Origin of the sequence: Loigolactobacillus iwatensis (genome assembly GCF_003950295.1) — a bacterium.
Lineage (GTDB): Bacteria > Bacillota > Bacilli > Lactobacillales > Lactobacillaceae > Loigolactobacillus > Loigolactobacillus iwatensis.
Map to the genome: position 1 here is coordinate 1 of NZ_RHNP01000006.1, position 21,713 is coordinate 21,713.

The window sequence follows — 21,713 nt, forward strand, 5'->3', positions numbered from 1 at the left end:
GCTCGACGTTTAAGCCAGCATCAAATTCTAATTCAAACGAAAAAGCACAGTTCAATCCCCTTGACTAATCGTAGGAAAGAGGTCAGGACAAAAATCCTGGCCTCTTTACTATTTGATTAACGCACGGTTACGTTTTTTAGACACCTTAATTTTTACAAGGACTGTTCAGTTCGTTCAATAATGTCGTCTTGAGTTTCCTTTGATAAACCAACGAAGAAGGCTGAGTAGCCGGCAACCCGGACAATTAAGTCGCGGTGCTTTTCAGGCTGCTTTTGGGCGGCAACTAGGGTATCCCGGGAAACAATGTTGTACTGAACGTGATAACCGTGCAATCGATTGAAGTAGGCTCGCAGCAGCGAAACTAATTTTTGACAATTAGCCGTACTCCGCAGAATTTGCGGCGACATTTTTTGGTTAAGCAACACGCCACCAGTGATATCCTCCGTCTGCAGTTTAGAAACTGATTTGAAAACGGCGGTTGGGCCTTCCGTATCCATTGAGTGTTCAGGTGAACAACCCTCAGCCAATGGTGTTCGAGCGTAGCGGCCATCTGGCGTCGCAAGTGTGCTGTGACCTTGGCCCACGTTGGCCGAAATCGATGAGGTGCCGGCGTAACGCAAACCGCCAATTGGTCCTCGTCCAAAACGGGTATTGTGGTACTTAGCGATTTCATCAATGTAAGGTTGGTAGGCGGCAACGATTAATTGATCAACGTAGTCATCGTCATTGCCGTATTTTGGTGCGTCGGTTAATAACAGTTGGCGCACCTTTTCACCAGCTTCACCGGCAAAATTCGTTTGTAGTGCGTGCCATAATTCTGCGGGGGTTAATTTATGTTCTTCGAAAACTAATTTTTTGATGGCGGCGAGGGAATCGGCTAAATTAGCGATCCCAACTTGAAGGCCACTAATGAAATCATAAATGGCGCCACCTTCTTTAATCGTTTTGCCACGACCGATACAATCATCAGTCAAAGTGGAACACAGAATGTCGGGGTAACCTTGTTCTAAGGCTAAGTCGCAACTATTTTCGATGATCACACTTTGGCGGGTCATTTCACGTAAGGCCTTATCCCATCCCAAGCCTTACTAAGTTGTTCATAGGAAGTCATTTCAGTAAATTTACCGTAATCAGGCAACAGCCGCTTTTTAGATTCAGGATCAACACCACCGTTCATCACGATTAGCAAGGTGCGGGGGAAGTTGATGAAGCTCATGCCAGTGCAACGGTAACCCCATTTTCCAGGAACGGCGGTCTCGACACAGCCAATAGCACTGTAATTATAGGCGTCTTCTTTTTTAACCCCCCGGCGAATAAATGAAGGGATGATGACTTCGTCGTTGTTAAAGGCCGGCATGCCAAGGCCTTGTTTGATGACGGCGACACTTTCCAGCATAAACTCGTTGCTGAGACCCTTATGGTAGCGAACAGTTAAGTTAGGCTGGGGTAAATGAGCCTGGGAAATTGCCCGCAGGATTAGGTAAGACGTGGGATTGACGGCATCTTTACCATCAGGCGTTTGACCGCCAATCGTGATATTTTGGTAAAGGGGACTCCCAGCGGAAAATTGGGTGTGGTTCCACGAACGTGCCTTGTTGATGGTCAACGTTTTGAGACAAAGGTTGGTCAGCAATTCAGTTGCGTGCTCTTTATCAATAATCCCGGCCCGTAAATCTTTTTCGTAAAATGGATCTAGATATTGGTCGAGGCGGCCATAAGAAACGGAATGACCGTTAGATTCAATTTGTAAGACTAAGTGAACTAACCAAACGGCTTGCAAGGCTTCATGAAAGCTCGTTGCCGGTTCGTAGGGCACCTTCGTTAAAATACGCGCCATTTCAAGTAATTCGGCCTGCCGTTTTTTATCGTTGGTTTCTTGGGCCTTCGTTCGCGCAAGTTCCGCGTAACGTTGGGCAAAATCTTTAACGGCCTGAATAGTTTTCAGACTTGCCTGGTAGAAGTACAACTTTTTTTGTTGCTCAATATCAGTTAAATCTAATTGGTCTAACTGGGCCTGAACACGTTCTTCGTACCATTTTAGGCCCTTATTAATTACGTTTTTATAGTCAACGGCGATGTGGCCGTCACCAGAAGTGATATTGCCGTCAGCGCCGATAACACCGAGATCATAGAAAAGCCGACTTTGCGGTGGGAAGGCAGCGTACCCGCGATCCTCTAAAGTATTGTTTTTCCAGAAAGGTGCGATCTCCTTGAGTTCTTGCTTTGTCTTATCAGTAATATAGAAAACATCGCCGGGCCGTTTCTCAAAGCTATCTAGCTCGTCAATTACCCAATTCATGGAATATTCCGGAAAAATAGGCGCCCAACGATTTTTCCGCGCCTGATTGCCAGCTAGTAGCGTATCGTCTTCAATGTAAAGGGTCATGTTTTTTAAAATATTTTCCAATGTGTAAGCACGCAATAAATCAACTTGTTCGTGCTGGTGTTCCTTATAAGCCTGAGTCGTCAAAATGGCACGTTCGGCATCAATGTAAGGCTTCGCATCAATAATTGTTTCCCGATAATGAGCCATTCTAGGGGTTAAACGACCAAAGTGGCTGGTTTGTTCTTCTGTGTGCTTCTGGGTTTTTAATGTTTGCATGCTTGCTCCTCCTAAGTTTTATGGTCTATTTTGCGTCACCGCAAAATCCTATCGACGGAGGATGTCCATTCTCCTAACGCGAACACCGCGTACTCGAAGCATGGCCCTCCTAAGTAAAATTATAAATATATCAAACGAAGCCTAAAATTGTTTCTTACGAAGATAAGCATAGCATGAATTGCCCACAAAGCAATAAAAAAGCGTCCTTTTTAGAAGGACGTTTAAAAACGCACATTTGTGCAATTATATTTTTTCAACGTTAATTTGCTGTTGTTCTAGGAGCGTCGTTGTTGCGTCGGATAGCTGGTTGTCCGTAATCACGCGATTAACCTCATCTAAGCTAAACTGCCTAATTAGGCTGGGGCCGCTAAATTTACTTGAATCAGTTAAAATAATTAGTTGCTCCGCGTTAGCCGCCATAGCCTGAACAGTGTCCGTGCGCATAATATCGTTACCAAAGAATCCTTGTTTAGGATCAAAACCGTCAGTACCAATGAATAACTTTGCGACGTGAAAGTCAGCTAGAGCCTTCTTTGTCAGCGGTCCCACCACCACTTGGGAATTAGCTTGGTATTTACCGCCCAGTAGAAAAATATCGAGGTTAGCAAACTTTTCAACGTAATTGGCAATGAAGTAAGAAATGGTTACGATTGTAACGTGTTTAGCTTGTCTTCCCAACTCCTCGGCCAAAAGGGCGCAGGTTGAGCCTGACTCGATCATGATGGTTTCGTTATCTTGAACTAAGTTAGCGGCCTTTACCGCAATTTGGCGTTTTATATCGTAGTTTTGCGCTAGACGGTAATTTAAATCATCTGGATTGTTGATGATGGCAAAGCCGTGTTTGCGCTGTAACAGACCATGCTGTTCGAGTAAAGTGAGATCTTTGCGCACCGTTACTTTTGAAACGTTTAGTAATTGCGCCAACTCACTAACATCGATTTTTTTGCGCTGGTTGACAATTTCTAAAAGTTGTTCTGTTCTTTTAACTGGCATAAGCCACCTCCTGTAGATTGTTAGATCCATTTAAAATTATTTTTATTAGCGTATTTTTTAAAGGTGAACAGAATCCAGCCGTTTTTTTAACACCTTTTCATTTTATCAGTTTCAATTTTTTTAACAACTTGTTAATTTCAAAAGAAACTAAAAATATTTACGAACGTAACTATTTGTGCTACGTTAAAGGAGAAATAACTATGGGGGTGATCGGATGCAATTAGTTAGTGCAACTTCAACCAAATCTAAGACCGAGTTACAGGGGCTAATTTTTAACATTCAAAAATTCAGTTTAAATGATGGCCCTGGAATTCGGACGGTTGTCTTTTTCAAGGGCTGTCCGCTTCGTTGTCAGTGGTGTGCGAATCCCGAATCGCAATCTGGCCGGCAAGAATTGATGTATGACGAACAAAAAGGCGAGCAGACAACAGTTGGGGAATATAAAACGGTGGCTGAAGTGATGGCGGTGATCAAGCAAGATCAAGTCTTTTACGATGAATCTGGTGGTGGGGTCACGTTTTCTGGTGGCGAAGTGCTTTTTCAGGCACCGTTTGCGATTGAGTTGGCTAAAGCAATCAAGGCCGCCGGAATTAATTTGGCCTGTGAAACGACAGGCTACGCGGCACCGCGGGTTTTTCAAGAATTTATGCAGTACATTGATTTCATGTATTTTGATTGCAAACAGTGGGACACACAGCTGCATAAGGCCGGAACGGGTGGCGGAAATGAATTAATTTTGCGCAATTTAGAAGCGGCCATTCAAAAGAAACAGCAGTTAATGGTTCGTATTCCGGTGATTGCCGGCTTCAACTATACGCTAAACGACGCCCGCCACTTTGGCCAGTTGTTTAATCGAATTGGCATAACGGCAGTTGAACTATTACCTTTCCACCAATTCGGCCTAAAAAAGTACCAGGACCTGGGCCGAGAGTACGAACTGAAGCAAGTGAAACAATTACAAACGGACGACTTACTAGAATATAAGGCCACGCTAGAAAGTTTTGGCGTTGACACACAAATTAATGGGTGGTAAATAAAAACAGCCTAGTGCCCGCTTACTGCGCGGTATTAGGCTGTTTTTATGCTTTCAAATCATTTTATTACAGCGAACTAATCGTTGTTTTTTTGCCGTAAACACTTTCCCAGTCGTTAGTGAAGTCAGTTACGGCTTGGCCAATCGCTGGGGCTGTTAGAGCCGTTTCCAAAATGTCAGTTCCCATCGTTGCAGCTTGGGCACCCATTTCAAAGGCTGAGTTAACTTGTTGGACGGTGTGGAAGCTGGCGGCAAGAATCTTAGTGGCCGCGTGATCACGCTGGATGGCGAGGGCCAATTCACTGATGACTTCATCGGCGTTAATGTTCATATTGACCATCCGGTTATAGTAGGGCGCCAAGTAGTCGGCACCAGCAGCGATGGCAAGATAACCTTGAAACTTGGTGTAAATCGCTGTTGCCGTAATGTGGACGCCTTCACTTTTAAGCTGTTTGATTGCGGCCAGACCAGCCTCGTTCGTTGGGACTTTGATGTAGACTTGGTCGTCAACTTCCCGCAAAATAGTGTGTGCGTCTTCAATCATTTCAGCAGTTGATTGACCAACAACTTGAATGTGAAAGGTAGCTTTCGGGCCGATGATACTGCGAACCTGGCGCATATGTTTAAAGAAGTCAACTTTGCCTTCTTTTTTAACGATAGAAGGATTTGACGTGACGCCGCTTATTGGTAAAATAGCGCTATATTTTTTTATGTCAGCTAAATGAATCGTATCTAGTAAAAATTCCATGGAAGAACACCTCGCCTTTATTTTTTTAACACCTTAAATGTAGCATGAGTTAAAGTGCCTGAAAATAAATTACCACCGGCAAATTTTAAAAGTGGGTGGTAATTGCTTAACCATGGGCTTCTTAAAAAGCGTTTGCTAGCTTAGTGCACATATGTGCAATTGCAGGTGACCTGTGCCATTACTACTGAGCATCCATAATCTGTTTGGCCGTTTCTTCATCAGTGATTAAAGTGTTGAGAAGTCCCATTTTAAGGGTGGCCGTGATCGAAGGAACCTTGGTTAGCGAGCGGGCAACACCGACTGTGTTGGGAACGCGCTGCAACTGTGGTAATGGAATGGCGATGGTACGGTCAGAGAGATCACCGTTTAGAATTTTACCGTGGCGATCAAAAAAAGTGCAGCAGCAATCACCAATCGCTTCTCGTTCTTTGAGTAACTGGCGATCTTGGTCAGTTAACAAATCACGCCAGCGACTTGATTTTGAGCTAAGGGGGCCACCAATGCCAACGAAAGCAATGTCCAGCTGCTGCCAACGACGTTTAATCTCACGAAAATATTTTGCGCCAATGATACCATCGCGAATAAGTTTGGATTCTTGAACGGCCGCTGCGTCAACGAAGAGACTATGACCACCAAATTGCCGGGCGGCATCAAAAACAATGCCGTTAACGTGGTACTGAGAATTGCTTGGGCTGGGGCCGCCAACTAACGGCACAAATGTTGCATCTGTTTGTGTTGGGTGTTGTAACTGGCCAACCATCCCGGCCAGAACAAGTCCCCAGGCAAAGCCAACGGTAGCATGAGGTTTAATAATTTGTTTCAAATAGAGGGCGGCCACTTTTGATAAGGCGGCGTTTTTCTGCTGATTATTAGCAACGCGATCAGTTGGCACAATAATGGCATTTTTTAATTTAAACCGTTGTTTGAGCTTTTCTTCCAAATTAAATAATTGCGGGTTGAAATCTTCAATTTGAATGGTCACAATGTGCTGCTGGCGGGCCTGTTGGAGCATACGACTAATGGTAGTGCGGTAAATGTTCAACTCCGTCGCAATTTGGCTTTGCGTTCGGCCCTGAATGTAGTAAAGATAAGCGACTTTCGCTAAAAGGTGGCGCCGATTATCGTCCATGCTGAAAGACTCCTTTTTAGGCACATTTGTGCAATTATTAATTTTACCGGCCAATTGTAGCTGCTAGCCTTAATATAGCAGGATTGGAGGCACTGGGCCAGTGTATTCTAAAATTAGCGTGCGGCGATGGCTTTTAAATCGGTTTGAACTAGGGTGTTTAAAAAAGGCTTATGAAAATTTCTTTTATGTGGTAGGATAGAATCCGTTGCTAAAAAAGCAAGAATGCCACTATTTTGACTGGTGGCACTTCCTTTAAGGCTGAATGTTGCGAATAGAATTTAATCAGAGCGCGTATAATTGATCAGCGCAAAACTCACAAGGGTTTTGCGCTTTTTTGCGTTCAAAAATAGAAATGGAGCGATTTTAATGGATTTTTATATGCGGATGCCGCGTAATGGAAAAGAATTTGCGTTGTTTATGGCGATTGTTTCGCTGGTTTCGGTTAACATTATTGCACCACTGATCACTTGCTTTGAAGTTGGTTTTCACCTGCGAACGTGGGCGCTGGCGTTGAGTGTGCTGCCATTTATCTGGTTGAGTGTCATTGCGCTTGTACTGTTGACGTATAAGCCGGCAGCACTATTAACTAAGAAAATTATTGCGAAGGATGATAGTTTTAACGCGCACATCATTGTTAACATTCTGTGCACGGTTTTGATGATGTCAGTCGTTTTAACCGTGGTGGGCACGTGGATTGGCAATCAGCAAATCAGTTTAGACCCAATCACGCACTTCTTCTACAAATGGCCCCGTAATTTTGCGATTTCATTTGCCGTTGAATTGTTAGTCGCACAACCGATTGCACGTTTTGTCATGCTAAAATTACACCAAATTAAGGGGAAATAGTTGATTGTGATTAGCGCCAATAGGGTCGATTAGTATTTCACATTAGAGCGGGAACTGCTTGGTTACGCGTGATAATGAAGTATAGTTTTATTCACCATGTTAGAACTGGCAAGATGGTGAGATTATGGGTGGCTCATTTTGGGGGATTTCCGCATAAGTCCTGATTATTTCGCGATGTCACCAAATATTGCGGAAGTGATAATCAAGACAAGCATCATTTTGCCTAACAGAAATAGCTACGTAAATTCTTGATGAATTAAAAGTACTGAGCTATACTATGGGTATCAAAAGAACCAACACGCGGCCACGTGTTGGTTCGCTGTAATCGTATTGCAGTAATATAATGATTTGACTAGCCTTATGCTAGTCTTTTTTGTTGTCCTGCAGGATTTCGAGAATCGCTTTTACGATCCCCAATCCCGCCAAGACAACTTGGAGCACAGTTAACATGTCCAAGGCCTTTCATTATAGTCCGTTTATTCACGGGCATCACTCCTTCAGTTCGATTTATAGTCGAAAGGAAGCTTCCGCACCGCAAAAACGATTACTAAGCAAGTATAGCATGGGTTGAAAGTTTAAAGAAGGCCGCTAAATTGGCGATTTTCTTACTTTTTTAAAAGTTAATTGTTAATCGATTTAGTGTTAATTTCTTTAATGTATTTTTGAAAAAAGTAAGGCAAAAACAATGCTTCATTTTTTATTAGTTACGCAAATTCTTGATGAATTAAAAGTACTGAGCTATACTATGAGTATCAAAAGAACCAACACGTGGCCACGTGTTGGTTCGCTGTAATCGTATTGCAGTCTATCATGTGATTAGATCAGCTTAATGCTGGTCTTTTTTATTGTCCCGCAGGATTTCGAGAATCATTTTTACGATCCCCAATCCCGCCAGGACAACTTGGAGCACGTTTAACATGTCCAAGGCCTTTCATTTATTCATAAAATAGCTTTGCGACCAAATCAGTCACCGCAAGGCTATTTTTTGTCCTTAGCGCCGATAAAATCGACTTTTACTGGCAATTTTTAAATATTTTAACCACGTGAAGATAAATTATGAAAGTCCAGCCTAATAATATTGTTGCGTCCCACCACCGTGCTATACTGAAGGAAAATGGAGGAGTGAGCTGGCCAATGAAACATACTTGGAAATTAGTAGCAACATTGGTGGTTGGCGCCATGGCACTAGTGCTAGCGTTTGGTCTGCAACAACCAATGGCCGCACAAGTGTTGGTGACCGTTGCGGGTTCTTTAGTCGCGCTATCAATGTTTTTTGAAATGATTAAGACGTTGCGTTCGGGAAAATACGGCGTTGATTTACTGGCAATCATGGCGATTGTTGCGACGCTTGCCGTTGGTGAATATTGGGCAAGTTTGATGGTTTTAGTAATGCTGACCGGCGGGGATTCTTTAGAAGATTACGCCACCCGCAAAGCAGGTCAAGAATTAAAATCGTTACTGGATAATTCACCGCAAAATGCACATTTAGTTAATGCCGACCGTTTAGAAGATATTGCGGTTGAAAAAATTGCGGTGGGTGATCAATTACTGGTTAAACCCGGCGAACTAGTGCCAGTGGATAGTAAAATTATTAAGGGTAATTCAACCTTTGACGAGTCTTCCTTAACTGGTGAATCACGGCCACTTGAAAAGTTAGTTGGCAGTGAATTGATGTCCGGATCCGTCAATGGCGCTTCAGCCGTGACAATCGAGGCGCTCAGTACGGCGGCGGATAGCCAATACCAAGCAATTGTTCAGTTAGTAAAAGAGTCGGCCAATCAGCCGGCCAATTTTGTGCGCATGGCTGATCGTTATGCCGTGCCATTCACGGCAATTGCGATTATCATTGCCGTTGTTGCGTGGCTGATTTCCGGTGATCCGGTTCGTTTGGCTGAGGTTTTAGTAGTGGCATCACCGTGCCCATTAATTTTGGCCGCACCAATTTCCTTAGTTGCCGGGATGAGCCGAGCAAGTAAAAACGGCGTCATTGTTAAAACGGGAACCACAATTGAAAAGCTGGCCAGTGCAAAGACAATTGCCTTCGATAAAACAGGAACCTTAACCAAGGGCCAACTGACCGTAAATGAGGTTAAACCAATTGAACCATGGCAAACTCAGGAATTACTACACTTTGCGGCCAGCGCCGAGCAGCGTTCGGGTCACGTTTTGGCGCGCTCCCTAGTTGCTTACGCTGGTGCTGATGGCCTAAGCGAGGTTAGCCAACTCAGCGAAGTGACCGGGCAGGGCATTGAGGCCATAATTGATGATCAAGTTGTTAAAGTTGGTAAATTAGCGTTTGTGACGCAGCAGGCGGTTCAAGCCGTCGAGCAAACGGCCGTCTACGTCAGTATCGGGGGAAAGTATGCAGGCTACATCAGCTTTTTGGATCAACTTCGACCAGAGGCTGCCGCAACCATTCAAAAATTACGCCATTTTGGACTAAAACATATCATGATGCTAACTGGCGATCAGGCCACGATTGCTAAGACCATTGCGGCCAAATTAGATCTGGATGAAGTTCACGGCAATTTGTTGCCGAAGGACAAAATCAGTTTGCTCCAGGCGGTTGATCAAAACGAACGGCCGACAATTATGGTTGGCGATGGGGTTAACGACGCACCATCCCTGACGACGGCGGATGTCGGCATCGCAATGGGTGCACATGGCGCCACGGCAGCCAGTGAGTCGGCAGATGTGGTTATTTTGAAAGACGACCTAGGCCGGGTGGCGAGCGCCGTTATGATCAGTCAAGAGACCATGCAGATAGCCCGTAACGATGTTTTAGCGGGGATTGTCGTTCTCGTTATTTTAATGTTGATTGCCGCTACCGGCGTTATTCCGGCGTTAGTTGGTGCAATGTTTCAAGAAGTCGTTGATATGATGACTATTTTGTTAGCATTACGGGCTAGAAAAGGGCTGCGCCGTAAAAAATAACGCGTGGTTGAAATAAACCCTCAAGCTTGGATATAAGGGTTTCGTCTCTGCAAAAAAAACGTTAGGATACGGCAGTATTACGCAAAAAAGGGTGCTAACCAGCAAGTTCTAGTGACTTGTTGTGGTTAGCACCTTTTCTTATCCAATTGCGGTTTTAACGATTACGGCCGGCCTGAAATGATTCCCAGCCCTCGCTCGCAATGAAATAGACTAGCACGAGCGCTGCTACCGAGTCGGCCCACCACCAGTTGACTAGTGCAGTGAGAATGGCGCCAACCAGGACGGTTCCGGCCATATAAGCGCAAGTGACGTTACACATACCATCTTCGGCTAAGGCTGCCGAGCTCAAGGCCTTACCTAATGATCGTTTTCTTCTGGCCAAAAATGGCATTAGAATGACGGAAGCAACTGCGATGGCCATGCCGGAAATGCTAGTGTCGGCGGCTTGATGCGTTGCTAGATTGGCGACTGAAACGCCGGTAACGTAAACGGCCAATAATAAAAGAATGATGCCAACAATTAGCGAAGAGCGCCGTTCCGCTGCTTCAATGACGTCGGTTGCTGCGCCACTGGCTTCCTTACGCAACCGCCAAATTAAGGTGCTGCCTGAGATGATTTCTAGAAAACTATCTAGGCCAAAAGCGATCAGTAGAATTGATCCAGCCTTAATACCAGAAGAGAGACCGACCAAGAATTCAAAGACCATCCAGCCAGTTGAAAAATATTCAGTCTGAAGGCTGCGGTGTAATGTTGTTGTACTAGAGTTACTTGCCATGTTTTGCTCCCCTCATCACGTGATCAGCGTGTTCAATCATTTCGTTGATGACGTCCAAAATATGCGGATCGTCCAAGTGATAGTAATTTTGTTTGCCAATTCGCTGGGCACTGACTAGTTGGTGTTGCCGCAACAAGGCTAATTGGTGGGAGACAACGGATTGTTCCAGCGCCAGTAAATCGCTTAATTCGCTCACACTGAGTTCTTGTTGCTCCAAAACGTAGAGAATTTGCAGTCGACTAGGATTACTGAGCAATTTAAAAATTCGCTTTGATTCGGCCAAATGCTGTTCGTCAATTAACTTTAATGTGTTTCTATCTGCATCAACCATCCATGTTGCCTCCTTCATATGTTGACTTTAACATTTGAAACTAATGGTGTAAAGCAAAATTATTAGACTAATCGTTTGCTGGAATGTGTTGATAGGTGTAGGCCACAAAAAAACAGCAGTTAATCAATTAGATTTTACTGCCGTTATTGATGAAGGCCTGATATGTACGGTCATAACGCGCAAACAGCTCCACTAATTCATTCTGCGGCGTAATTTTGCGAATTTTGTTTTGCGGATAATTTTTCTTGTAAAGTATTAGCAGTTTAGCAGTAATTGTTTGTGCCAGCTGATTTAATTCGGTTGAAAGCCGATTCTGATTCAGAATTGTATCAATTGCGTTAAATTCTGTCGAAAAATCAAACTCGGCGTCACCACTCATAAGCGACTGGTAAAGTGTATATAATTTGGAGCGCAGTGTTTCGTCTTGATTATCCATAAATCCTCCAGGTATTTTTAATGTGGGTTGCAGGTCAATGATTAGGCCTCAACCGAAAGTTTTCACATTCCAGTATAACGTAGTTAAGTATTTTTGGTGGATATTTCATCTAGTAGCGAGGAAAACAAATAGTTAGGTCGGAAAAATATTTTGCGACTATTCCCTAATAAATGCGCAAATCAATCGCTAGCCCAGAGTGCAGATTGCATTTCAATTCATTTTAAAACAAGCAGCATTGCTAGCGAGGCCAGTAATGAGTGGCGCCGTAACTTCCTCTTGCAGTGCTGAATAATTTAAAATAAACGAGCTCGCGATACCTGCCAAGTTAAACAGTGCAACATTTTGGTTTGTATTTTAAAAAGGAAACTGTTAATATTGTTAGGCAGCTAACGAATTGTGAAGCGTATTTTATGAAATAGATCCTGAAAACTGAGTAGGTGCCAGTTTCCTGGGCACAGGCTTCGTGCTAGGAGAATGGTTATACTAGCGCAGTAAATGGGAAGACAACAAAATTCGCTGTCCTTAACAGCAGGGGTTGTTACTGACCATCCACAAAATTAATTCTAAGACTGAGGAGGTGTTAAACATTGGAAGATTTTGGTCGCTTACTTAAAATTTCGGCAAATCAAATGGGACGGCGGTTCGATCAATTTGCGCGGCAGTATGAATTGACGGGAACACAAATGGCAATTATTGATTATTTAAATCAGCATAAGGACAAAGAAATTTTGCAGCGGGATGTTGAGCGTGAATTCAATATTCAACGATCGACTGCGACGGTTTTATTGCAACGGATGGAAAAACGGAATTTTATTCGCCGAAAGGCCAGTGTTGATGATGCGCGGCAAAAAAGTGTTCAACTTACGCAACATGCGAAAGAATTGGAGAAGATTATTGCCAGTTATATGCGCGAGCAGCAGGAACAGCTTGAGGCCGAATTTTCAACTAGCGAGCTTGAACTTTTAAGCCGATTACTTAAAAATTTGGTTCGGTTTGAAAACTAAGTAAGGAAAAAAGTGTTACGTTGACCACAAAATTAGTTTTTGCGGCCAAGGTCATGCTTGGAAAATTAGTTTTCCCACACGGCTTAACGTAACGTGAATTAGAAAGAAAGAGGCAGTTTAAATTGAATACAAAGATTTCAAAAAAAGTTATTGGTGCCATTGTTGCGGCGGGGATTATGTCATTTTGCGGTGTGGTCGTTGAAACGGCCATGAACATTACATTCCCAACCTTAATGGCGGAGTTTCACGTTACAACGGCCACGGTTCAATGGATGACCACGATTTATCTATTAGTGGTTGCCATTATCGTGCCGTTATCGGCCATTTTAAAACGGCGCTTTAAAACTAAATCATTGTTTGTCGTCGCAAATCTACTATTTATCTTAGGTGTCGTATTAGATGCCTTTGCGCCATCCTTTTCAATGCTTTTAATTGGGCGAATGATCCAAGGTGTTGGAACGGGGATTGCGTTACCGTTAATGTTTAACATTATTTTAGAACAAGTTCCGCTACCTAAAATTGGGATGATGATGGGGATTGGAACGCTGATTACAGCAGTTGCTCCCGCAGTTGGTCCAACGTTTGGCGGTGTGGTCGTTTCAACAATTGGCTGGCGTTATATTTTTATTTTCTTGCTGCCAATTCTTGTTATTTCGCTAATCATTGGCCTAGTTTCGATTCAGCAAAAGAGCGAATTACGCAAAACTAGCTTTGATTTTATCAGCCTTTTGTGGATTATGCTGACCTTCATCGGTTTAATCATCGGCTTTAGTAATATGGGTAACGGACATTTTCTTAGCCAAGCCGTTTTAGTGCCAATTATTCTCGGCCTAATTGGTCTTGTATTACTGGTTCACCGCTCATTGAATATTAAAACGCCAATTATTAATTTGGCTGTTTTAAAGAACGGCAAGTTTGCCGGACACGTACTGAGTTTCTTTGCGCTCCAGCTGATCTCGTTAGGTTTATCGTTTATTTTGCCAAACTATATCCAGTTAGTAAACGGAACCCCAGCCTCAATTGCAGGCTTGATTGTCTTACCCGGTGCCATTTTAGGAGCCATTTTTGCCCCATTTGGTGGCCGAATTTTAGATACAATTGGACCAAAGAAACCACTGATGACTGGCTCAATGCTGGGCCTACTCGCCTTAATTCTGTTCGTTATTTTTGGATTACACTTAAATAACGTCATGATTGGTGCCTTTTACTTGATTTTCATGGCCTGTGTTGGCCTGTCATTTGGTAACATTATGACAAATGGTCTTAAATATTTACCAAAACAGGTAAAATCAGACGGTAACGCTATCTTGACCACTTTACAGCAATTTGCTGGTGCAACTGGAACATCGTTAGTTGCCGCAATTATTGCCCAAGGACAGGCCAAAGTTGGTGTGAGTAAGGCGGTGGGAACCGCCCAAGGATCAGAACACGCCTTCATCTTCCTGTTAGTACTAGGCTTGATTGAGGCCGCTTCCTTGGTTAAAGTTGTTTTGTTGGCTAAAGAGGATTAAAGAGTGTTTGAAAAAGCGGTTAGATTATGGAGTATAGCCTAGCTAGGCGAAAAGAGTCGCGCAGCGGATCGTTCGACTAGCGTAGCTATACGCAATAATCTGCTTTTTCAAACACGTTTCAGAAGAGAGGGAAAAGCGATTAGATTATGGCGTATAGCCTACTACTCCGCAATGAAGGAGGAATATTACTAGCTTCGCTTACGATGTCGATCGGACTAGGATGAACCGAAGTCCGAATCGCAGCAAAGAACACTAATATTCCTTGATGCTTCGAACGTTGACCATTCTTGTGGCGAAAACGAGGGAGCACAGTTATAAAGTCAATAACTGTGTTTCCTCGACTAAGCCCGTCTCAGTCACCGCAAGAAACATGGCAGCTAGGCGAAAAGAGTCGCGCAGCGGATCGTTCGACTAGCGTAGCTATACGCAGGAATCTGCTTTTTCAAACACGTTTCCACTAAATTAGTCAGGAAAGTACTAATAAAAGTATTTTCCCAACGAGCACTACTATCAGTGAAGTATTTTTTACACGCAAAAACTAAATAAATTAAAAAAAGTCAGGCTCAAATGGAATTAATCCCCAGGGATATCCATTTGGTCTGGCTTTTTTTGTCATTTTTTGGTCAGGCTGCGCTTTATTTTATAGTCAAATAGTGCCGCAAAAATAAAAATAGTGTATTGACTACATAGTCATTGACTTGTTGGTCAAACCAGAATATACTCGTGCGGTAAGTTAAAGCAAGGCCTTTTGTTAGCGTAAATATGATCGGTTGGGTTAACGAATTGGCCAACACAAATAGAATTTTATGGTTGTACAAAATAAGCGTTAGAAAACTTAGGAGGAACCTAAAATGGCAAATACAGTTTTAGAAATTCGGCATCTACAAAAAAAGTTTGGTAAATTTCAGGCGTTGCAGGATATTACTTTTGATGTGAAAGAAGGGGAAGTCTTTGGCTTTATCGGCCCGAATGGTGCTGGTAAATCAACGACGATTCGCGTCTTACTGGGTATTTTGCGCGGAACTGGTGGGCAGGCGACCATTTTTGGCCAGGATGTTTGGCGCGATTCGGTTAAAATTCACGCTCGCTTGGCGTACGTGCCTGGAGATGTCTATTTGTGGCCTAATCTAAGTGGTGGCGAAATTATTGATTTGTTCCTCAAATTAAATCAACAAAAGCACACGGCCAAAACTGACGCCCTAATTAAACAATTTGAGTTAGATCCAACCAAAAAGGCCCGAACTTATTCAAAAGGGAATCGGCAGAAAGTGGCTTTGATTGCGGTCTTTTCAACCAATGCCGACTTTTATATTTTTGACGAGCCGACTAGTGGATTGGATCCGCTAATGGAAGAAATTTTTCAGCAGAATGTATTAGCCCTGAAGAAACAGGGCAAGAGCATCCTACTTTCTAGCCATATTCTTTCGGAAGTTGAGCGGATGTGTGATCGAATTGGCATTATTCGTGAGGGTAAAATTATTGAAACGGGAACACTTGATGAAATGCGGCACCTAACGCGAACAGTCATAACCGTTAAAACTAAGGAGGATCTAGCTGATTTTGCCCAATTACCAGGCATTCATAATTTTAAAATTGACGAGCGAACGACTAATAAGGTTAGTTTCGCCGTTGATTCAGAAAGTATTGGTGCAATTATGACGGCGTTGGCGCCACGGCAAATTGTTAGTTTACAGAGCACGCCGCCTACATTGGAAGACCTATTTTTACGTTATTATAACCACGATCAGGAGGTGAGTGATCATGCGAAATAGCCAAGTTAGCCAGAGTGGTTATTTAACGCGCTTTTACTTGCGCCGGGATTGGTTACCGATTGGGCTTTGGCTTTTAGGAATCGTTGGTCTGATGGGTGCCGCTGCGGGCAAATTTGATGGTATTTACGGAACTCAAAGTGCCTTGGCATCAATTGTGACGACTTTGAAGAGCCCGGCAATGGTGTCCTTATTTGGCCCGTTTATTGCCAAACCACCTTACACACCAGCGGCCGTTTATGCGGCGGAAATGATGGTCTTCATGGGCCTGATAGTCGCAATGATGTCGATTTACTTTGCCGTGCGCAACACGCGTACTGAGGAGGACAACGGTATTTTGGAATTGGTCCGGGCCCACGCAGTTGGCAAACAAAGTCCGTTGATTGCGGCAACTTTGGAATTGTTAATCATTAATTTAATGGTTGGTGTTTTGTCAGCCTTAGCACTTCAAGGGGCTGGTATGACGGGCTCTGACATTACCGGAGATTGGCTTTTTGGCCTTGGTCTGGCGGCCTTTGGTTTCATGTTTGGAACTTTTTCATTGTTAATGTCCCAGTTGGCCAGTAATAGTCGCGGGGCTACCAGCCTGAGTTACTTGGTTCTGGGCGTTTTGTATATTGCGCGGATGCTAACCGATGTCCAAAATACGGATAACACCTGGTGGACCGTGTACGGTTGGATTGAAAAATTAGCTATTTATGGTAAAAATAATTGGTTACCGATTGTGTTGATGCTTCTTTTAGCAGTGCTTGTTTTAGGGGTTACTTTTTTTGCTAGCGCTAAACGTGACGTCACGGCTGGTTTATTGCCTAATCGACCTGGTCGACAACGAGCCTCTCGTCTATTAGCTGGACCATTTAGTTTGGTTTTTCGTTTGGAACGAACCAGTTTGATTATTTGGCTGATTGGGCTATTTGTGTTGGGCGTTAGTTATGGGTCGATCTTTGGGACGGTTGGCGATTTGATGAAAGCAAATCCAGTGATGGCTAAAGTATTAGGAACTGCAGCGGTTAATGTGGCCAACCGGACGGTAATTCTGAATTTCGCGGCTACACTGGCAATTATTTTTGCGGTGGTGGGCTCAATTCCAGCGATGATTACGCTTTTGAAACTCAATAGTGATGAACGTAAAGGTTGGCTGGAACAGATTCACGCCAAGCAGGTTTCCCGGGCTCGTTTGTACAGTAGTTACGTTGCCGTGGCGTTAATCAACGGCATAATGGCGCTATTTTTAGGCGTTCTGGGCATGGCGATTTCAGGTACGGCCAGCATGACGCACCCACTCACCATTACACGAATTTTACGTGCCTTTGTGGGCTATTTACCTGCAGTACTCGTTGTTCTTGGAATTACGGCCGTGTTGGTCGGGCTGTTACCACGGCTACAAGCACTCAGTTGGGTAGTTCCAATCTACGGCGTCTTTTCCCTATATTTAGGGGGCCTGTTTGATTTACCAAAATGGGCCAAGCAGTTAACTCCTTACGGCTGGGTTAACCGGGTGCCTTTAAGTGAAATTCAGTGGGGAACTTTCTGGTGGATGACCGGGTTAGCGGCCGTTTTATTGCTGATTGGCTATTATTGTTACGCCCACCGCGATTTACTAGAAAATTAAAACGAGTAAAATAAGAATAGTTTAGCGAGTTTGAAAAGGCCTTTAAACGGTCTTATCTAAAATTTGAATTTGCACGATTCTGCTGACACTTTAAACAACAAATAAAAGGTGAGAAATTAATGACGCAAACAAAGGAAGCCATTCCGAAAGATCCGGCCAAAATTCAACGAATTATGGAAAGCGCACTGCATATTTTTGCCCAAAAAGGTTATCGTGGCGCCAAAACAGAAAGTATTGCTCGCGTGGCCGAAGTATCAAAGGGTATCGTCTTTCGTTATTACGGGAATAAGGCGCAACTTTATTTGGCAACTTTAGAATTTGCGCTTAAACGCGTGATGGCTGCGGCTGATTATAGCGTTTGGACTAGCGCGGTTGATCTGACGGACATGGTGGTTAAGGCCACACGTTACAAGATTCAGCTGCAACTGCAGTTTCCCGATGAATTTGAGCTTTCCATGAGTGCTTATGCCCCCAGTGATGATTTGCCCGCCGCACTGAAGACTAAGATTGCGAAAATGTACACGCAAAAAACCAGTGACGCAATCGATATGTTACTAGAGCCTGTTTTAAAACGATTGAACCTGCGCCCAGGAATTACGATTGAAGACATTCAGCACATGATGGACATGGTGGTTACCGCTATTGGCCAAGAATCCAGCGCCTTCATGAAAAAGCACCCCCACGCGACCATTGCCGAGTTTGATGAGATCATTGATCACGCCAAACGTTATTTAGATATCCTCCAAAATGGATTTATTGCGAAATAAGGGGTTCCTCCTGTTGATTGACCGAATCACGATAATTGTGACCTAAAAATGAAAATAAAATCCCCACTATTGGAATTGGTCCAGTAGTGGGGATTTTATTTTGGTTGGCCAAGCGATCGTTAAACCAAGGTGCCTTTTGCCTTAGTTGAATGGACAACGTATGTAGCATCAAAGGATATTAACATTCTTTGCTAATATCCTTCCTCTATCGCGGAGTAGTAGGTTATACGCCATAATCTGAACGCTTTTTCCTCTTTTCTGAAACGTGTTAAAAAAGGCAGATTATTGCGTATAGCTACGCTAGTCGAACGATCCGCTGCGCGTCTCTTTTCGTCTAGCTGCCATGTTTCTTGCGGTGACCGAGACGAACTTAGTCGCGGAAACACAGTTATGGACTTTATAACTGTGCTCCCTAGTTTTTGCCACAAGAATGGACAACGTTCGTAGCATCAAAGAATATTAGCGTTCTTCGCTGCGATTCGGACTTTGGTTCATTCTAGTCCGATCGACATCGTAAGCGAAGCTAGTAATATTCCTCCTTCATTGCGAAGTAGTAGGCTATATTCCATAATCTGAACGCCTTTTTCCTCTCTTCTGAAACGTGTTTGAAAAAGCAGATTATTGCGTATAGCTACGCCAGTCGAACGATTCGCTGCGCGACTCTTATCGCCTAGCTAGGCTATACTCCATAATCTAACCGCTTTTTCCCTCTCTTTTCTGAAACGTGTTAAAAAAGGCAGATTATTGCGTATAGCTACGCTAGTCGAACGATCCGCTGCGCGTCTCTTTTCGTCTAGCTAGGCTATACTCCATAATCTGAACGCCTTTTTTAACACTCTCTAATTTAATTAATAAAAGTATTCCGATTATGAATGTAGGCCATTTCATCAAAGACCAGGTGCTGTTGTAATTGTTCGGCCAATTCAGTTGATAGCCGACCAGAAGTCATTGCTTGTTGAAAAAATTCGTATTCCGCGTGAAAAACTTGGAGAAAAAGTCCGTACATGACGTTGTTTGAGGGTGCCGGTAAATTCATTCGCCGGTGCCGCTCACGGTAAAATCGTTGGACAACGTGTAATTCCTGAGCGAGATTCTTATGCTTAAATTCTTCCAGAGCTGTCATGGCCGCTGTAAAACCAGCTTCCTCAAGGGGACGAATATCTTCGTGGTGCATTTCAAAAGCTTTTTACCAGTAAAGCTGTTCTGAAATCAGTGGTGAAGTAAAAAACATATTTTCACCGACCCGTAATTCACGGCGTCTGGCGGTTTGAATACCAAAACGAATTCGTAGAAAAATATTTTTCAAGAGATTACTGGAAACCGTGAATAGACTCAGATCCAAAAAGCGTTTGTAATAATAACTTTCCGCAGACGTAATTTTACCTGCTTTGCGTAACTTGGCGATGGCTTCATGTTCAGCAGCGTTAGCGACTAGCAAAATTCGCCGTTCTTGGCGGGGGTGGCGTAAGTGATTTTGGGTAAGCTGTTGACTAATGGTATCAATAACAATCGAGGCTTCCGCGGGATGTTCTTGATTGTTACGAATGGCCTTAATACCGGCAATAATCATTTCGCGGGTCCACCATTTCAGGTCATTGGTTTCGGTTGACGCGGTTCCTTTTACAATCTTGGGTAATAAAATTGTGGACAGCAGCAGGCTAAGCAAAATAACAACGGTGGCAATAAAAATTAACGAAGAACGTGCCGCAAACGGTTGGCCGTGGATACGTTCAGGTAGTAAAAAGGCCAGTGACAGTGAGATTGTGCCACTAATACCACTGAACGCCATCAGCCAACTGTCCCGCCAGCGGTGTTTGCTGGAAATGTGCATCCAAACTAAGTAACGGGTCCACAGTAAACGCAGGCCAAATTTTATCACGTAAAGTACGACCCCGGCCAGAATAAGTAACCAGATTAAGCCTGGTTGGCCGGCTAAGATTTGTGCGATCACCGTTGGCAGGGAAACGCCGAGTAATACAAAAACAATGCCGGATAAAAGTCCGGTAATCATTTCCCAAACATTGGCACGAACAAGTTGCACGCGACTGGAAGTTAAGCGAAGTTTGTCCTGTTCTGATCCTTGAACTAGGCCGGCCGCAACAACTGCCAGGATTCCAGAAAAGTGTAGCTGTTGGGCGACAAAATAAATTAAAAACGGCATGATTAAATCCAGTGTCACTATAATTAGAGGCGTATCGTCAGCCAAACTGATTAACGAGCGAAAAATTGAGCGCGTTACTAAACCAATAATGACACCAATGACGAGACCGCCAATAAATTCGGCGGCAAAAGTGGTTAAGGCCGTTCTAAATGAAAAAGCACCAGTCGTGAAGGCCACTAATGAAAGGTCAAAAATAACAATACCCGAAGCATCGTTAAACAAGGATTCATTTTTTAGAATAGTCAGCGGTATTTTAAAATCAGGATTCTCCGGTGCTAAAGCACTAACGGCCGCCGCGTCAGTAGGCGTAACAATCGCACCTAAGGCAAACGCCAGCGTTAGGGGGATGAAGCTAAACAAGCCATGAAGTACCGGGCCAACAATTAGCACGGTGACAACAACCAGCATAATGGCCAACGAGAAAATATTAATGGCGCCGCGACCAATCCAATACCGTGAAGCAGATTGCGCCTCGTCGTAAAGTAATGGCGCGATGACTAGCAAAATAAAGAGACTAGGGTCGAAAGTGAAATTTCGAAATATGGGAAAAATAGCGAGCACAATTCCCAGACCAATTAAATAAATTGGAAGTGGCACTTTGGCAAAATGGCGAAAGATAATATTGGCCACAATTACCGCTAATAAAAGCGATAAAATGAAGAAAAGTGTAGACATGAGTAGGCCCTCCTTCTGAAAATGAATAATCTTTAAGTCGCATTTTACCAGTACTTACGCAGGTCTGGGTAGTGTTTAGAAAATACTTTTATTAGAATTTACTAGATTGATTTGGTTTATCCTAGTTCGATCGACAACGTCAGAAATCCTCAGAAGCTGGGCGCTTTTTCCTCTCTTCTGAAACGTGTTTGAAAAAGCAGCTTCTTCCGGTTGCCATGTTTCAACTTGGCGGTTTTTTGCCTTAGTTGAATGGACAACGTATGAAACATCAAGATTATTAGCGGTTGTAGCTAATAATCCTCAATTGCGGAATAGTAGCTACAACCGCCAAATCATCTGTTTCACAGATAATTCGTCAGTTTAGGCTAATCCTCAGAAGCTAAACGC

Annotated in this window: 16 protein-coding genes and 1 pseudogene; 8 read left to right on the top strand and 9 right to left on the bottom strand. The window is 43.5% G+C overall.

The annotated features are described in order from the left end of the window. Window positions 1-152: 152 nt before the first annotated feature. Both EKM98_RS02890 and EKM98_RS02895 read right to left on the bottom strand, forming a co-directional pair. Window positions 153-2,602, bottom strand: a pseudogene (locus EKM98_RS02890) (glycyl radical protein). Between the two features lie 243 nt (window positions 2,603-2,845). Then, a complete protein-coding gene (locus EKM98_RS02895; RefSeq protein WP_125980431.1) occupies window positions 2,846-3,595 on the bottom strand; it encodes a DeoR/GlpR family DNA-binding transcription regulator in 750 nt (249 codons plus the stop codon). 214 nt (window positions 3,596-3,809) lie between these two features. On the opposite strand from EKM98_RS02895, the gene EKM98_RS02900 reads away from it, so the two are divergent. Continuing rightward, entirely contained in the window at window positions 3,810-4,628 is an 819-nt protein-coding gene (locus tag EKM98_RS02900; protein WP_125980433.1) for a glycyl-radical enzyme activating protein, read from the top strand. A 67-nt stretch (window positions 4,629-4,695) separates the two neighbouring features. Here the strand turns inward: EKM98_RS02900 and EKM98_RS02905 are convergent, their stop codons facing one another. Both EKM98_RS02905 and EKM98_RS02910 read right to left on the bottom strand, forming a co-directional pair. Then, window positions 4,696-5,376, bottom strand: a complete 681-nt coding sequence (locus EKM98_RS02905; protein WP_125980435.1) for a fructose-6-phosphate aldolase — start codon at window positions 5,374-5,376, stop codon at window positions 4,696-4,698. Between the two features lie 181 nt (window positions 5,377-5,557). Further along, window positions 5,558-6,505, bottom strand: coding sequence for a sugar-binding transcriptional regulator (locus tag EKM98_RS02910; RefSeq protein WP_125980437.1), 948 nt, complete (start codon window positions 6,503-6,505; stop codon window positions 5,558-5,560). Window positions 6,506-6,871: 366 nt separating this feature from the next. Here EKM98_RS02910 and EKM98_RS02915 point away from each other — a divergent pair, with 366 nt between their 5' ends. Together EKM98_RS02915 and EKM98_RS02920 are read left to right on the top strand one after the other, a co-directional pair. Further along, window positions 6,872-7,351: a hypothetical protein gene (locus EKM98_RS02915; RefSeq protein ID WP_125980438.1), complete on the top strand. Its 480-nt coding sequence runs from the start codon at window positions 6,872-6,874 to the stop codon at window positions 7,349-7,351. Window positions 7,352-8,485: 1,134 nt separating this feature from the next. Then, window positions 8,486-10,285, top strand: coding sequence for a heavy metal translocating P-type ATPase (locus tag EKM98_RS02920; protein WP_125980441.1), 1,800 nt, complete (start codon window positions 8,486-8,488; stop codon window positions 10,283-10,285). Window positions 10,286-10,439: 154 nt separating this feature from the next. Here EKM98_RS02920 and EKM98_RS02925 read toward each other — a convergent pair whose 3' ends face one another. The 3 genes from EKM98_RS02925 to EKM98_RS02935 form a co-directional block, all read right to left on the bottom strand. Further along, complete coding sequence (locus EKM98_RS02925; RefSeq protein ID WP_125980443.1) at window positions 10,440-11,060, bottom strand: cation transporter; 621 nt, start codon at window positions 11,058-11,060, stop codon at window positions 10,440-10,442. Then, entirely contained in the window at window positions 11,050-11,391 is a 342-nt protein-coding gene (locus EKM98_RS02930; RefSeq protein ID WP_225418512.1) for an ArsR/SmtB family transcription factor, read from the bottom strand. Before EKM98_RS02930 ends, EKM98_RS02925 begins: the two co-directional genes overlap by 11 nt. A gap of 127 nt (window positions 11,392-11,518) precedes the next feature. Next, window positions 11,519-11,827, bottom strand: a complete 309-nt coding sequence (locus EKM98_RS02935; protein WP_125980447.1) for a hypothetical protein — start codon at window positions 11,825-11,827, stop codon at window positions 11,519-11,521. 587 nt (window positions 11,828-12,414) lie between these two features. On the opposite strand from EKM98_RS02935, the gene EKM98_RS02940 reads away from it, so the two are divergent. From EKM98_RS02940 to EKM98_RS02960, 5 genes are all read left to right on the top strand, one after another. Then, a complete protein-coding gene (locus tag EKM98_RS02940; protein WP_225418513.1) occupies window positions 12,415-12,831 on the top strand; it encodes a MarR family winged helix-turn-helix transcriptional regulator in 417 nt (138 codons plus the stop codon). 176 nt (window positions 12,832-13,007) lie between these two features. Beyond that, a complete protein-coding gene (locus EKM98_RS02945; protein WP_125980533.1) occupies window positions 13,008-14,342 on the top strand; it encodes a DHA2 family efflux MFS transporter permease subunit in 1,335 nt (444 codons plus the stop codon). Between the two features lie 851 nt (window positions 14,343-15,193). Next, window positions 15,194-16,114: an ABC transporter ATP-binding protein gene (locus EKM98_RS02950; protein WP_125980448.1), complete on the top strand. Its 921-nt coding sequence runs from the start codon at window positions 15,194-15,196 to the stop codon at window positions 16,112-16,114. Next, a complete protein-coding gene (locus EKM98_RS02955; protein ID WP_125980450.1) occupies window positions 16,104-17,723 on the top strand; it encodes an ABC transporter permease in 1,620 nt (539 codons plus the stop codon). Before EKM98_RS02950 ends, EKM98_RS02955 begins: the two co-directional genes overlap by 11 nt. 119 nt (window positions 17,724-17,842) lie before the next feature. Then, window positions 17,843-18,490: a TetR/AcrR family transcriptional regulator gene (locus EKM98_RS02960; protein ID WP_125980452.1), complete on the top strand. Its 648-nt coding sequence runs from the start codon at window positions 17,843-17,845 to the stop codon at window positions 18,488-18,490. An 844-nt stretch (window positions 18,491-19,334) separates the two neighbouring features. Here EKM98_RS02960 and EKM98_RS12150 read toward each other — a convergent pair. Together EKM98_RS12150 and EKM98_RS02965 are read right to left on the bottom strand one after the other, a co-directional pair. Beyond that, window positions 19,335-19,664 (bottom strand): glycosyltransferase family 90 protein, encoded by a 330-nt coding sequence (locus EKM98_RS12150; RefSeq protein ID WP_225418514.1) that lies wholly within the window; start codon window positions 19,662-19,664, stop codon window positions 19,335-19,337. A 12-nt stretch (window positions 19,665-19,676) separates the two neighbouring features. Continuing rightward, window positions 19,677-21,326: a cation:proton antiporter gene (locus EKM98_RS02965; protein WP_225418515.1), complete on the bottom strand. Its 1,650-nt coding sequence runs from the start codon at window positions 21,324-21,326 to the stop codon at window positions 19,677-19,679. Between the last annotated feature and the right edge of the window lie 387 nt (window positions 21,327-21,713).

What these genes read in the sequence shown, in the direction of transcription:
- EKM98_RS02930 (WP_225418512.1), bottom strand. Translation starts at nt 11,391, where the DNA reads ATGGTTGATGCAGATAGAAACACATTAAAGTTAATTGACGAACAGCAT.
- EKM98_RS02935 (WP_125980447.1), bottom strand. Translation starts at nt 11,827, where the DNA reads ATGGATAATCAAGACGAAACACTGCGCTCCAAATTATATACACTTTAC.
- EKM98_RS02915 (WP_125980438.1), top strand. Translation starts at nt 6,872, where the DNA reads ATGGATTTTTATATGCGGATGCCGCGTAATGGAAAAGAATTTGCGTTG.
- EKM98_RS02895 (WP_125980431.1), bottom strand. Translation starts at nt 3,595, where the DNA reads ATGCCAGTTAAAAGAACAGAACAACTTTTAGAAATTGTCAACCAGCGC.
- EKM98_RS02905 (WP_125980435.1), bottom strand. Translation starts at nt 5,376, where the DNA reads ATGGAATTTTTACTAGATACGATTCATTTAGCTGACATAAAAAAATAT.
- EKM98_RS02910 (WP_125980437.1), bottom strand. Translation starts at nt 6,505, where the DNA reads ATGGACGATAATCGGCGCCACCTTTTAGCGAAAGTCGCTTATCTTTAC.
- EKM98_RS02955 (WP_125980450.1), top strand. Translation starts at nt 16,104, where the DNA reads ATGCGAAATAGCCAAGTTAGCCAGAGTGGTTATTTAACGCGCTTTTAC.
- EKM98_RS02920 (WP_125980441.1), top strand. Translation starts at nt 8,486, where the DNA reads ATGAAACATACTTGGAAATTAGTAGCAACATTGGTGGTTGGCGCCATG.
- EKM98_RS02965 (WP_225418515.1), bottom strand. Translation starts at nt 21,326, where the DNA reads ATGTCTACACTTTTCTTCATTTTATCGCTTTTATTAGCGGTAATTGTG.
- EKM98_RS12150 (WP_225418514.1), bottom strand. Translation starts at nt 19,664, where the DNA reads ATGCACCACGAAGATATTCGTCCCCTTGAGGAAGCTGGTTTTACAGCG.
- EKM98_RS02900 (WP_125980433.1), top strand. Translation starts at nt 3,810, where the DNA reads ATGCAATTAGTTAGTGCAACTTCAACCAAATCTAAGACCGAGTTACAG.
- EKM98_RS02950 (WP_125980448.1), top strand. Translation starts at nt 15,194, where the DNA reads ATGGCAAATACAGTTTTAGAAATTCGGCATCTACAAAAAAAGTTTGGT.
- EKM98_RS02960 (WP_125980452.1), top strand. Translation starts at nt 17,843, where the DNA reads ATGACGCAAACAAAGGAAGCCATTCCGAAAGATCCGGCCAAAATTCAA.
- EKM98_RS02925 (WP_125980443.1), bottom strand. Translation starts at nt 11,060, where the DNA reads ATGGCAAGTAACTCTAGTACAACAACATTACACCGCAGCCTTCAGACT.
- EKM98_RS02945 (WP_125980533.1), top strand. Translation starts at nt 13,008, where the DNA reads ATGTCATTTTGCGGTGTGGTCGTTGAAACGGCCATGAACATTACATTC.